An 11,887-nucleotide genomic window follows, 5' to 3' on the forward strand; every position below is an offset into this window, starting at 1 on the left:
GCCCGAGCAGGCCGAGACGTCCGAGCGAGGCGAGACGCCCGAGCAGGCCGAGACGTCCGAGCGGGCCGAGACGCCCGAGCAGGCCGAGACGTCCGAGCGAGGCGAGACGCCCGAGCAGGCCGAGACGTCCGAGCGGGCCGAGACGCCCGAGCAGGCCGAGACGTCCGAGGGGGCCGAGACGGATGCCGGCACGGAGGCCGCCTCCGACGGCGCCCCCGGCACCGACGGCGGCGGCAGCGGCAGCGGCAGCGGCAGCGGCAGCGGCAGCGGCGATGACTCCGCCGCGCCCACCGAGGTCCCCGGCCCCCACGAGATCGACCCCGCCCCGCCCGCCCGCCGGCGCACGCCCGTGCTCATTGCCTCCGTCGCCGCCGCTGTGCTGCTCGCGGGGGGCGGTGGCGCGTATCTGGCCATGGGGGCTTCCGGAGGCAACGGGGCGGGCACGGGCTCCGGAGCGCGCGGTGGCGGGGACACTCCCCCGCCCCTGGTGCTCGACGGGTACTCCACGGGCGGTTCGAACGGCATCGCGCCCGGGGAGCCCAATCCGTACGGCGTGACGTACCAGGCCGACGGCCCGCTGCCCGCGGGCCCCGGCTCCGCGGCCGTCTACCGGGCGCGCGGTGAGGTCGGCAAGGACGAGGTGACACGGCTGGCCGAGGCGCTCGGGCTGGACGGGACGCCGGTGCTGCGCGGGCAGGCCTGGCAGATCGGCCCCTCCAAGGACGGGTCCGGACCGAGCCTGGTGGTGGACAAGCAGGCGCCGGGCACGTGGACGTTCCGCCGGTACGCGGCCGGCACCGACAACTGCGACGCCGTCGCCACCTGCACGAAGGACCCCGCGAACCCGGCCGGGAAGCGGGTGAGCGAGGCGGAGGCGGAGCGGGCCGCGGCGCCGGTGCTGAAGGCGATCGGGCAGGACGACGCCAAGGTGGACGCGAGCCAGGTCATGGGCGCCCAGCGGGCGGTGAACGCCGATCCGCGGTTCGGCGGCCTGCCCACCCACGGCTGGACGACCGGCCTGACGGTGAGCGCGCAGGGCGAAGTGGTGGGCGGAACGGGCCGGTTGAAGGCGCCGGAGAAGAGCGACACCTACCCCGTGCTGGACGCGCGCGAGACGCTGGCGCTGATGAACAAGGCACCCCTGACCGACCACCGCATGGGCATCGGCGGCTGCGCGAGCCCCGTGCCGCTCAAGGACCGGCCGGAGCAGTCGTGCGGGCAGCCGACGACCGGCACCGCCCCGACGGAGACCGTCACGATCGGGAGCGCGGCCTTCGGGCTGGCCGCGCGGGCCGTGGACGGGCGGCAGGCGCTGGTTCCGTCCTGGCTGTTCCAGGTCAGGGGCGCGGACGGGCAGAACGGCTTCACGGTGACGTATCCGGCCGTGGACCCGCGGTACCTGGCCTCGAACTCCGCCTCGCCCACCCCGTCGGCGACCGCTCCGGGCGACGGGCCGACCTCGGCGCCGGCCACGCGTGACGTCCCGGTGGCCGGCTACACCGCGGACGGCAGGGAGCTGACCGTGAGCTACACGGGCGGGGTGTGCGCCGACTACACGGCCACGGCGGCCGAGAGCGCCAGCGAGGTGACCGTGAAGGTGACCAAGAAGCCCTGGAAGGGCAAGGTCTGCATCATGATCGCCAAGGAGATGCACCAGACCGTGCAGCTGGACCGGCCGCTCGGCGACCGCACGGTCAAGGACGCGGACGGCAGGGCGCTCCCGCTGGAGAAGCAGGGCGCACGGCTGCCCGGGACCACGACGGTGCGCTGACACTGCGGCACCAGGGCGGCAGGTCCCGGAGAAACGTGAAGGCGGCGGCCCCGTCGGAGGGGGCCGCCGCCTTCGGCCGTGTCGGTGGGCCGGACGGCTCAGCTGAAGGAGTCGCCGCAGGCGCAGGAGCCCGTCGCGTTCGGGTTGTCGATCGTGAAGCCCTGCTTCTCGATCGTGTCCACGAAGTCGATGGTGGCGCCGCCCAGGTACGGGGCGCTCATGCGGTCGGTGACGACCTTCACGCCGCCGAAGTCCTTCTCGACGTCGCCGTCGAGGGCGCGCTCGTCGAAGAAGAGCTGGTAACGCAGGCCCGAGCAGCCACCGGGCTGGACGGCCACACGCAGTGCGAGGTCGTCACGGCCCTCCTGGTCGAGCAGGGCCTTGACCTTGGACGCGGCGGCGTCGGTCAGCACGATGCCGTCGGTGACGGTGGTGGTCTCGTCCGATACGGACATCTACATCTCTCCCGGGTTGTACGGAGACTGCTTGCCGACGAGTGCAACCGGCAAGGCCGCGGATTCATTCCGGGCCGGGCGCCTTACTTTCGGCCCCTCCTTCATGCTCGCACATGCTCCCGGAAGCGGAAAACGCCTCATGGGGATTCACGTCACATGGACGCTATGACCATCGTCAAACTGACGTGAACCGGGTTATGATAGATAACGTCAATTCGACGAAAAGTAGAAAGGGTGCGTGTCGTGACCACCGCCCAGACCCCGGAGCTCGACGTACAGCCGACTCCTCTTGCCCTGCTGCTCCTCGGCCGCGAGGCCGACCCGAAGAGCGAGCGCGGCGTCGAGTGTCCCGGTGACCTGCCCTCGCCGTCCGACCCCGATCTCGTGGCCCGCGCCCGCGCGGCCAAGGAGAAGCTCGGCGACAAGGTCTTCGTGCTCGGCCACCACTACCAGCGCGACGAGGTCATCCAGTTCGCCGACGTGACGGGTGACTCCTTCAAGCTGGCCCGGGACGCGGCTGCGCGCCCGGAGGCCGAGTACATCGTGTTCTGCGGTGTGCACTTCATGGCGGAGTCCGCCGACATCCTGACGTCCGACGCGCAGAAGGTGATCCTGCCCGACCTCGCCGCCGGCTGCTCCATGGCGGACATGGCCACGGCCGAGCAGGTCGCCGAGTGCTGGGACGTGCTGACCGAGGCCGGCGTGGCCGAGCAGGTCGTGCCGGTGTCGTACATGAACTCCTCCGCCGACATCAAGGCGTTCACCGGCAGGCACGGCGGCACGATCTGCACCTCCTCCAACGCCCGGCGGGCGCTGGAGTGGGCCTTCCGGCAGGGGGAGCCCGATGCGACGAAGGTGCTGTTCCTGCCCGACCAGCACCTCGGCCGGAACACCGCGGTGCGGGAGATGGGCATGTCCCTGGAGGACTGCGTCGTCTACAACCCGCACAAGCCCAACGGCGGGCTGACGGCCGAGCAGCTGCGCGACGCGAAGATGATCCTGTGGCGCGGCCACTGCTCCGTGCACGGCCGCTTCTCGCTGGACTCGGTGAACGACGTCCGCGAGCGCATACCCGGCGTCAACGTCCTGGTCCACCCGGAGTGCCGGCACGAGGTCGTCGCGGCCGCCGACCACGTCGGCTCGACGGAGTACATCATCAAGGCCCTGGAGGCGGCCCCGGCCGGTTCCAAGTGGGCCATCGGCACCGAGCTCAATCTCGTGCGCCGGCTCGCCGACCGCTTCGCGCCCGAAGGCAAGGAGATCGTCTTCCTCGACAAGACGGTCTGCTTCTGCTCGACCATGAACCGCATCGACCTGCCCCACCTGGTCTGGGCCCTGGAGTCCCTGGCCGAGGGCACCACGGTCAACCGGATCGAGGTCGACCAGGAGACCGAGGCGTTCGCGAAGCTGGCGCTGGAGCGGATGCTGGCGCTGCCGTAGAACCGCGGCCCGACCGGCACCGGGGCCCCGGTGGTGGTGGCGGGCGCGCGCGACGCCGCCCGGCTCAGTCCGCCCTCGGACGTACCAGTCCGGACTCGTACGCGATCACCACCAGCTGGGCCCGGTCGCGCGCGCCGAGCTTGGCCATGGCCCGGTTGACGTGCGTCTTCACGGTGAGCGGGCTGACCTCCAGGCGTTCGGCGATCTCGTCGTTGGAGTGGCCGCCGGCGACCTGGACCAGGACCTCGCGCTCACGGACGGTGAGCGTGCCGAGCCGTTCGGAGCGGGCCGGGTCGCGGCCGTCGTCGTCGGAGTCGCCCTGGGCGAGGAAGCGGGCGATCAGGCCCTTGGTCGCGGCCGGGGAGAGCAGGGCCTCGCCGCCGGCGGCGACGCGGATGGCGCTCAGCAGTTCGTCCGGCTCGCTGCCCTTGCCCAGGAAGCCGGAGGCACCGGCCCGCAGCGACTGGACCACGTAGTCGTCGACCTCGAACGTCGTCAGGATCACCACCCGGACCTGGGCGAGGGACGGGTCGGCGCTGATCATGCGGGTGGCGGCGAGACCGTCGGTACCGGGCATCCGGATGTCCATCAGGACGACGTCGGCGCGCTGTTCCCCGGCGAGCCGCACCGCCTCCGCGCCGTCGGACGCCTCGCCGACCACCTCCATGTCGGGCTCGGAGTCGACGAGCACACGGAACGCGCTGCGCAGCAGGGCCTGGTCGTCGGCGAGCAGGACACGGATGGTCGTCATACGGGGTCCTTCGCGGAGGGCGGGGCGGTGGGTGTCCGGCGGCCCGCACGGAGGCGGCCCGTTCGGAGGCGGCCCGTACGGCGGTGGGTCATACGGCGTCTTCCGCGGCGCGTGAGCGGGTCCTGACCGGAAGGATGGCATGGACGCGGAAGCCGCCGCCGTAGCGGGGGCCGGTGGTGAGGGTGCCGCGCAGGGCGGTGACGCGCTCGCGCATGCCTAGCAGACCATGACCGCCGCCCTGCGACTCGTCGTCCTCGGCGGCGCCGTTGTCGAGGACCGTGATCTCCACGTTCGGGCCGACGCGTACCACGCTGACCTCGGCCTTGGCCTCCGTGCCCGCGTGCTTCTGCACGTTGGTGAGGGCTTCCTGGATGACGCGGTAGGCGGCCAGGCCGGCGGCGGCGGGCAGGGTGGTGCCCTGGTCGGCGCGGGCGACGTCGACGTGCAGGCCCGCGCTGCGGAAGGTGCCGACCAGCTCGTCGAGGCGGTCCAGGCCGGGAGCCGGTTCGGTCGGGGCCTCGGGGTCGCCGGACTGGCGCAGCAGGCCGACGGTGGCGCGCAGTTCGTTGAGCGCGGAGCGGCTGGCCTCGCGGACGTGGGCGAGCGCCTCCTTGGCCTGGTCGGGCCGCTTGTCCATGACGTGGGCCGCGACACCCGCCTGCACGTTGACCAGGGCGATGTGGTGGGCGACGACGTCGTGCAGGTCGCGGGCGATGCGCAGGCGCTCCTCGGCGACCCGACGGCGGGCCTCCTCCTCGCGGGTGCGTTCCGCGCGCTCGGCACGCTCGCGGATGGCCTGGACGACGGCGCGGCGGCTGCGGACGGCGTCGCCGGCGGTGGCCCCGATGCCGGTCCAGGCGAAGATGGCGAGGTTCTCCTGGGCGTACCAGGGCAGCGGGCCGGCGAGCATGGCGGCGCCGGTGAGGACGGTCATCGTCAGCAGGCCCAGGCGCCAGGTGGTGGGGCGGTCGGTGCTGGCGGCGACGGTGAACAGGGCGACCACCGCGGACATCGCGACCGGTGCCCTGGGGTCGTCCACCACGCTCTCGACGACCGAGAAGGTGCCGGTGAGGGCGAGGACGGTCCTCGGGGCGCGGCGGCGGAAGACCAGGGCGAGGGCGCCGAGGACCATCAGGACCACGGCGAGCGGGCCGGGGCTGCGGATGGCCCACTCCCCGCCGTCCCTGCCGCTCGGGTCCACGAAGGAACCGGCCACCATGCAGGCGAGCACACCGGCCGCGAGGGTCGCGTCCAGTGCCAGCGGATGTGCCCTGAGCCGGCATCTGGTGCGGTCTAGTGTGCTCACGCCTTGACAGTACGGGGGTGCACGCGGCGCGGGAACCAGTGGCCGCAGCTTGCGGTGACCGTCACCGCTGGCCGCCGTCCCCGGACCCCCGCCCGGGCCCGGACGGCCTCCTCCCCGCCGTCAGCCCGGGATCAGGCCGTCGTCGCTGAGCAGCTTCCGGACCTCCTCCAGGGTGGCGTCCGGGGACGGCAGGATCAGCTGGGACGGTTCCAGGGAGTCGTCGGGCAGGGGGGCGCCGAGTTCGCGGACCTTGGTGAGGAGGGCCTGCAGGGTGCGGCGGAAGCCGGGGCCGTCGCCGTTCTCCATCTCCGTCAGGAGTTCGTCGTCGAGCTTGTTGAGCTCGGTGAGGTGGCTCTCGGCCAGCCTCACCTGCCCCTCCCCCATGATCCGCACGATCATGTCGCCCATGTCGGCCTCCTAGGCGTGGCCCCTACTGCTTGTCGAAGCGCGGGGTGTCCGTCGGCTGCTGCTGGGACTGTCCCTGACCGGTGCCGCCCTCGATGGCCTGCTGCTGCGAGCTCGAGCCGCCGGCCAGCTCCGCCTTCATGCGCTGCAGTTCCAGCTCTACATCACTACCACCGGAGATCCGGTCCAGCTCGGCCTGGATCTCGTCCTTGTGCATGCCGGACTGGTCGTCCAGGGCGCCCGAGGCGAGCAGTTCGTCGATGGCGCCGGCGCGGGCCTGCAACTGCGCCGTCTTGTCCTCGGCGCGCTGGATCGCCAGGCCGACGTCGCCCATCTCCTCGGAGATGCCGGAGAACGCCTCGCCGATACGGGTCTGGGCCTGGGCCGCCGTGTACGTGGCCTTGATCGTCTCCTTCTTGGTGCGGAAGGCGTCGACCTTGGCCTGCAGCCGCTGGGCCGCCAGGGTGAGCTTCTCCTCCTCGCCCTGCAACGTCGCGTGCTGCGTCTCCAGGTCGGTGACCTGCTGCTGGAGCGCGGCGCGGCGCGACAGCGCCTCACGGGCCAGGTCCTCACGGCCGAGCGCCAGCGCCTTGCGGCCCTGGTCCTCCAGCTTGGACGACTGCGACTGCAGCTGGTTCAGCTGGAGTTCCAGCCGCTTGCGGGACGTGGCCACGTCCGCCACGCCCCGGCGCACCTTCTGGAGCAGCTCCAGCTGCTTCTGGTACGAGTAATCGAGGGTTTCGCGCGGGTCCTCGGCCCGGTCAAGGGCCTTGTTCGCCTTCGCGCGGAAGATCATCCCCATACGCTTCATGACACCGCTCATGGGCTTCGCGCGCCCCCTTCTGACCGACTCCGGCTCCAGCTCTGCGACAGGACCCACAGTACGGGCCCTGCATCCATTGACGCACTGTTCGGGGACGGATGCGCTCATCCGCAAGGACGACTGCTGCCGATCCCGATCCGGCGCAGGGAGTAGGTGGCCCCCCGGGAAGCACCGTGCGCAACGTCCCCTCTGTCCCTTACATGACGACTGGTGTTGCCGGATCGTTCCCCGCGGGGCTGGGGTCCAACCCCGGCCACCCCGTACCCTTGGGTTTTGTGTTCCGTAGCCGTGCCAAGGAAGAGAAGGCCGGCACCGCCAAGGTGTCCGTGACCGACTCCAAGCAGCCCAGAGACCCGCAGGCCCCGAAGGGTCGGCCCACGCCCAAGCGCAGTGAGGCCCAGTCCCAGCGCCGCAGCGTCGCCAACACCTCGATGACGCGCAAGGAGGCCGCCAAGCGCCAGCGCTCGGACCGCCGTACCGCGCTGGAGCGGCAGCGTCAGGCGCTGGCCGGCGGGGACGAGCGGTATCTGCCGGCCCGCGACAAGGGCCCGGTCCGCAAGTTCGCGCGCGACTGGATCGACTCGCGGTTCAACGTGGCGGAGTTCTTCCTGCCCATGGCCGTGGTCATCCTCGTGCTGAGCATCGTCCGGGTGCCCGCGCTGCAGAACATCGCGCTGCTGCTGTGGCTCGTCGTGATCGTGCTGATCGTGCTCGACGCGATCGTCAGCGCCGTCCGGCTGCGCAAGGCGCTCGCCGCCCGCTTCCCGGACCAGAACACCAAGGGCGCCACCCGCTACGCCCTGATGCGCTCCCTGCAGATGCGGCGCCTCCGGCTGCCGAAGCCGCAGGTCAAGCGCGGAGAGCGGCCCTGAGCACGACATCTTTCTCCGGGGGCGCGGCGGATGCCTGGCTGAGCAGGCTGGGCGGGCTGCGGGATGTCGTACGCCAGGAGCTGGTGGCCCGGCAGCTCGACGAGCAGATGGCGGGTCGGTTCCCGGTGGGGCAGCGGCTGCGGGTGCTCGACGTGGGCATGGGCCAGGGCACGCAGGCGCTGCGCCTGGCGCGGGCCGGGCATCAGGTGACCGGCCTGGAGCAGGACGCCACGATGGTCGCGGTCGCGCGCGAGGCGCTCGCCGGTGAGCCCCAGGGCATCCGAGAGCGGATGCGGATCATCGAGGGAGACGGCCGGGACACCGGCGTGCACTTCCTGCCGGGCAGTTTCGACGTGGTCCTGTGCCACGGCGTGCTGATGTACGTCGAGGAGCCGGACCCGCTGCTGGCCGGGCTGGCGCGCATGCTGGCCCACGGCGGGCTGCTGTCCCTGCTCGTGCGCAACGCCGACGCACTGGCGATGCGGCCGGGGCTGGCCGGCGACTGGCCGGCCGCGCTCGGCGCCTTCGACACGGTCTCCTACACCAACCGGCTGGGGCTCGACGTGCGGGCCGACCGGCTGAAGACGCTGACGGCCACGCTCGCCGGGATCGCCGCCCCGCTGCACGCCTGGTACGGGGTACGGGTGTTCACGGACACCGCTGCCGACGGGGCGCGGCTCCCGGACGACCTGGAGACCCTGCTCGCGGCCGAGGAGCGGGCCGGGCGGACGGATCCCTACCGCGGGGTGGCGGCGCTGCTGCACCTGTGCGGGGTGCGCGGCTGAACCCCATTCGGGCGTGCACCGCGCGCCGGGGGTCCGGCCCGACGTGAGACTCGGGGCATGGACGTTTCCCGCACCCCCGCCGTCCGGCTGCTCGTCCCGGCCGCGCTGTGCTGTTGCCTCGCGCTCCTCGCGGGCTGCTCCGGTTCCGCGTCCCGGGGCGGGAAGGAGCGGTCGACCACCCGGGCCGCGCAGGCCGCCGTACCCCTGTCGGGGGTGGACCTGCAGAGCGACTACCAGAAGGTGATCAAGGACGTACTGCCCTCGGTGGTGCAGATCCAGGCGGGCAACGACCTGGGCTCGGGGATCGTCTACGACGACCAGGGGCACGTCGTCACCAACGCGCACGTCGTCGGGGACCAGAAGACGTTCAAGGTGACGACCGCCAACAGCGAGGACGCGCTGACCGCCGAGCGCGTCTACTCCTACCCCGCGCAGGACCTCGCCGTCATCAAGCTGGACAGGATGCCGAAGGGGCTGAAGGCGGCCGCCTTCGCGGACTCCGCGAAGGTGCAGGTCGGGCAGATCGTGCTGGCGATGGGCTCGCCGCTCGGACTGTCGTCCAGCGTGACGCAGGGGATCGTGTCGGCGACCGGACGGACCGTCACCGAGAACAGCTCGGGCGGCGGTACGGGCGCGACGATCGGGAACATGATCCAGACGTCGGCGGCCATCAACCCGGGCAACAGCGGCGGCGCCCTGGTCAATCTGGACGGGCAGGTCATCGGCATTCCGACGCTCGCCGCCGTCGACCCGAACCTCGGCAACAGCGCGGCGCCCGGCATCGGGTTCGCGATCCCCTCCTCGATGGTGCGCACGGTCGCCGACCAGATCATCAAGAACGGCAAGGTCACCGACTCGGGCCGGGCCGCGCTGGGCATCACGGGCCGTACGGTCGTCGACGACCAGCTCCAGCCCGCCGGGGTCGCGGTGGTGGAGGTGAAGAGCGGCGGGGCGGCCGACCAGGCCGGTCTCCGGGCCGGGGACGTCATCACCCGGCTGGGCGACACGGACATCACCACGATCACGTCGCTGACCGAGGCGCTGGCCGCGGAGAAGCCGGGCGACAGGACGACGGTGACGTACACCCGCGGCGGCCGGCAGCAGAAGGCGGACGTGACGCTGGGCGAGCAGTGAGGGCCGGGCGGGCGTGAAAGGGGGCGGCCGGATGCCGGCCGCCCCCTCCTGCCCCGTACCGCCTATGCCTCGTCGGCGTGCAGGCTCATCGGCCCGTAGATCTCCGCGGTGTCCTCGAACAGCCGCACCTGGTCGGCGCCGCCTTCCTGAAGGGCCTTCCAGTGCTCCCCGATCCAGGACTCGGCGTCTCCCTGCGTGGTGAACTCCTCGGGCTGCACCGCGGGCCGGACCTCAGCCCCGTCCGCCTTCTCGAAACGCCACGTCCATGCCGCCATGTACGCCTCCCGTGTCTGGGGCACCTGCAGAGCAGAAGCCGGATCTTGGTCCGGCTCCTGCCCAGAAGACTAGTCGGACGGGCAGCACCTGCGCAGACACGCGAAAATCACTGTCGTGGAAGTGACTCTGCTCGGCACCGGTGCCCCCGCGGGCCTGCCCCGCCCCGACTGTCCCTGCGCCGCCTGCGCGACCGCGCTCGGCGGTGACGCGCGGGCGGCGACCGCCGTGCTCGTGGACGGGACGCTGCTGCTCGACCTGACGCCGGGCGCCGCGTTCGCGGCCGCGCGGTCGGGGCATTCGCTGGGCGGCGTACGGCAGGTGCTGCTCTCGCATCCGCACGACGGACCGCCGGTCGAGGTGCCCGCGGGGCTGCCGCACCCCGGACGGGTGCCGGACGGGCAGGAGTTGGCGCTGCTGACGGGCCATCGGGTGCGGGCGGTGGCGATGGACGCGCCGGGCACCGGGTACGCGGTGACCGGACCGAACGGGCAGCGGCTGCTGTACCTGCCGCCCGGCGGCGCACCGGCCGGGCTGGAGAACGGGTCGGCCCCGTCGTACGACATGGTGCTCGCCGACGTCGTGGGGCGCCCCGACGCGCCGGCCGGGCTGCGGGCGGCGGGGGCGCTCGGCCCGACCACGGACGTCGTCGCCGTCCACCTGGACCACGACGCGCCGCCGGGGCGCGAGCTGGCACGGCGGCTCGCCGCCGCGGGGGCGCGCGCCGTGCCGGACGGGACGACGCTGACGGTGGGGGTGTACGAGGACGTGCCCGACGTACCGCGGCGGACGCTGGTGCTGGGCGGGGCCCGGTCGGGGAAGTCCGTGGAGGCCGAGCGGCGCCTCGCGGCCTTCCCCGGCGTGCTGTACGTGGCGACGGGCGGCTCCCGGGACGGCGACGCGGAGTGGGCCGCACGGGTCGCCACGCACCGGGAGCGCCGGCCCGGGTCCTGGCGGACCCGGGAGACCTGCGACCTGGTGCCGCTGCTGAGGCAGGACGGGCCGCCGCTGCTGATCGACTGCCTGTCCCTGTGGCTGACGGACGCGATGGACTCCGCCGGGGCGTGGGACGACGCGCGGTGGGCGGACGGCGGGGAGCGCGCGCTGCGGGAGCGGGTGCGGGAGCTGACGGAGGCGGTGCGGGCCACCCGGCGGACCGTGGTCGCCGTGTCGAACGAGGTGGGCTCGGGCATCGTGCCGGCCACGCCGTCCGGCCGGCGCTACCGGGACGAACTCGGGCGCCTGAACGCCGCGTTCGCCGGTGAGTGCGAGCACGTGGTGCTGGTGGTGGCGGGCCAGGCGCTGGTGCTACGCGGCTGACCCGGTGCGGCGCACGACGATCCGGTACGTGCGCGGGAACCGGTCCAGGAGGTGCCGGCTCGCGGCCACGACCGTGCAGCCCAGCTCCTCCAGCCGGCGGCGCAGCTCGGGCGCCTCCCGGGGGGCGGCCTCCACCAGGAGGAGTCCGCCGGGGCGCAGGAGCGTGAGGGCGGCCGGGAGTTCGGTGCGGGGGTCCGGGACGGGTGAGCGGTGGTCGAGGAGGGTGACGACGTCGTAGCGGCCGCGCAGGATCGCGGTGATGTGCCGGTCCGTCACATGGCCCGCGTACGCCTCCTCGACGCGCTCCAGATGGCGGGCGTACGCCACGCGCGGGCCCGGGTCGAGGCCGTCGATGGAGGTGTACGGGAAGAGTTCCCGCGCCGTCTGCGGGAAGTGGGCCTCACCCGTGCCGACGTCCAGCCAGCTCTCCGGCTCGGGCAGCAGGCGCCGGATCGCGCGGGCCGTCGAACGGTGGCGTCTGTGCCGGTCGACGGCGCTGACGCGGGTGCGCAGGCGGTTCATGGCGGCTCCCCGAGGCATACGACAATCCAC

The 11,887-nt window shown here is 72.9% G+C and carries 13 protein-coding genes; 6 read left to right on the top strand and 7 right to left on the bottom strand.

All coding sequences use genetic code 11. The features are described 5' to 3' along the window. Nucleotides 1–1,771, top strand: a 1,771-nt coding sequence (locus tag ACIRPX_RS12860) for a hypothetical protein (protein WP_404192419.1), incomplete at its 5' end; no start/stop codon positions are given. Between the two features lie 98 nt (nt 1,772–1,869). Here the strand turns inward: ACIRPX_RS12860 and ACIRPX_RS12865 are convergent. After that, nucleotides 1,870–2,226, bottom strand: a complete 357-nt coding sequence (locus ACIRPX_RS12865; protein WP_384269228.1) for a HesB/IscA family protein — start codon at nt 2,224–2,226, stop codon at nt 1,870–1,872. A gap of 243 nt (nt 2,227–2,469) precedes the next feature. Here ACIRPX_RS12865 and nadA point away from each other — a divergent pair, with 243 nt between their 5' ends. Continuing rightward, the gene (gene nadA, locus ACIRPX_RS12870) at nt 2,470–3,666 is read left to right on the top strand and encodes a quinolinate synthase NadA (RefSeq protein ID WP_404192422.1); all 1,197 of its coding nucleotides are present in this window, start codon (nt 2,470–2,472) and stop codon (nt 3,664–3,666) included. A 64-nt stretch (nt 3,667–3,730) separates the two neighbouring features. Here nadA and ACIRPX_RS12875 read toward each other — a convergent pair whose 3' ends face one another. The 4 genes from ACIRPX_RS12875 to ACIRPX_RS12890 form a co-directional block, all read right to left on the bottom strand. Further along, entirely contained in the window at nt 3,731–4,417 is a 687-nt protein-coding gene (locus ACIRPX_RS12875; protein WP_404192424.1) for a response regulator, read from the bottom strand. Between the two features lie 88 nt (nt 4,418–4,505). Next, a complete protein-coding gene (locus tag ACIRPX_RS12880; protein WP_404192426.1) occupies nt 4,506–5,723 on the bottom strand; it encodes a sensor histidine kinase in 1,218 nt (405 codons plus the stop codon). Between the two features lie 120 nt (nt 5,724–5,843). Further along, complete coding sequence (locus tag ACIRPX_RS12885; RefSeq protein ID WP_404192882.1) at nt 5,844–6,122, bottom strand: hypothetical protein; 279 nt, start codon at nt 6,120–6,122, stop codon at nt 5,844–5,846. A gap of 31 nt (nt 6,123–6,153) precedes the next feature. Further along, nucleotides 6,154–6,924, bottom strand: coding sequence for a PspA/IM30 family protein (locus ACIRPX_RS12890; RefSeq protein ID WP_384268938.1), 771 nt, complete (start codon nt 6,922–6,924; stop codon nt 6,154–6,156). Nucleotides 6,925–7,151: 227 nt separating this feature from the next. Between ACIRPX_RS12890 and ACIRPX_RS12895 the strand changes: the two genes are divergently transcribed. From ACIRPX_RS12895 to ACIRPX_RS12905, 3 genes are all read left to right on the top strand, one after another. Continuing rightward, entirely contained in the window at nt 7,152–7,823 is a 672-nt protein-coding gene (locus tag ACIRPX_RS12895) for a DUF3043 domain-containing protein (RefSeq protein ID WP_404192428.1), read from the top strand. A gap of 83 nt (nt 7,824–7,906) precedes the next feature. After that, a complete protein-coding gene (locus tag ACIRPX_RS12900) occupies nt 7,907–8,608 on the top strand; it encodes a class I SAM-dependent methyltransferase (RefSeq protein WP_404192431.1) in 702 nt (233 codons plus the stop codon). A 57-nt stretch (nt 8,609–8,665) separates the two neighbouring features. Further along, nucleotides 8,666–9,742, top strand: coding sequence for a S1C family serine protease (locus tag ACIRPX_RS12905; RefSeq protein WP_404192434.1), 1,077 nt, complete (start codon nt 8,666–8,668; stop codon nt 9,740–9,742). Nucleotides 9,743–9,804: 62 nt separating this feature from the next. Here ACIRPX_RS12905 and ACIRPX_RS12910 read toward each other — a convergent pair whose 3' ends face one another. Further along, entirely contained in the window at nt 9,805–10,017 is a 213-nt protein-coding gene (locus tag ACIRPX_RS12910; RefSeq protein WP_404192437.1) for a hypothetical protein, read from the bottom strand. Nucleotides 10,018–10,132: 115 nt separating this feature from the next. Between ACIRPX_RS12910 and ACIRPX_RS12915 the strand changes: the two genes are divergently transcribed. Further along, complete coding sequence (locus tag ACIRPX_RS12915) at nt 10,133–11,335, top strand: bifunctional adenosylcobinamide kinase/adenosylcobinamide-phosphate guanylyltransferase (RefSeq protein ID WP_404192439.1); 1,203 nt, start codon at nt 10,133–10,135, stop codon at nt 11,333–11,335. Here the strand turns inward: ACIRPX_RS12915 and ACIRPX_RS12920 are convergent. Next, nucleotides 11,324–11,857, bottom strand: coding sequence for a class I SAM-dependent methyltransferase (locus tag ACIRPX_RS12920; protein WP_404192441.1), 534 nt, complete (start codon nt 11,855–11,857; stop codon nt 11,324–11,326). The two genes, ACIRPX_RS12915 and ACIRPX_RS12920, sit on opposite strands and share 12 nt — an antisense overlap. Between the last annotated feature and the right edge of the window lie 30 nt (nt 11,858–11,887).

It is taken from the genome of Streptomyces sp. NPDC101225, from assembly GCF_044767585.1.
In the GTDB taxonomy this organism is placed as follows: Bacteria; Actinomycetota; Actinomycetes; order Streptomycetales; family Streptomycetaceae; genus Streptomyces.

Excerpts from the sequence above, each read along its gene's own strand:
- ACIRPX_RS12890 (WP_384268938.1), bottom strand. The coding sequence starts at position 6,924 with ATGATCTTCCGCGCGAAGGCGAACAAGGCCCTTGACCGGGCCGAGGAC.
- ACIRPX_RS12865 (WP_384269228.1), bottom strand. The coding sequence starts at position 2,226 with ATGTCCGTATCGGACGAGACCACCACCGTCACCGACGGCATCGTGCTG.
- ACIRPX_RS12920 (WP_404192441.1), bottom strand. The coding sequence starts at position 11,857 with ATGAACCGCCTGCGCACCCGCGTCAGCGCCGTCGACCGGCACAGACGC.
- ACIRPX_RS12905 (WP_404192434.1), top strand. The coding sequence starts at position 8,666 with ATGGACGTTTCCCGCACCCCCGCCGTCCGGCTGCTCGTCCCGGCCGCG.
- ACIRPX_RS12875 (WP_404192424.1), bottom strand. The coding sequence starts at position 4,417 with ATGACGACCATCCGTGTCCTGCTCGCCGACGACCAGGCCCTGCTGCGC.
- ACIRPX_RS12895 (WP_404192428.1), top strand. The coding sequence starts at position 7,152 with ATGACGACTGGTGTTGCCGGATCGTTCCCCGCGGGGCTGGGGTCCAAC.
- ACIRPX_RS12910 (WP_404192437.1), bottom strand. The coding sequence starts at position 10,017 with ATGGCGGCATGGACGTGGCGTTTCGAGAAGGCGGACGGGGCTGAGGTC.
- ACIRPX_RS12885 (WP_404192882.1), bottom strand. The coding sequence starts at position 6,122 with ATGATCGTGCGGATCATGGGGGAGGGGCAGGTGAGGCTGGCCGAGAGC.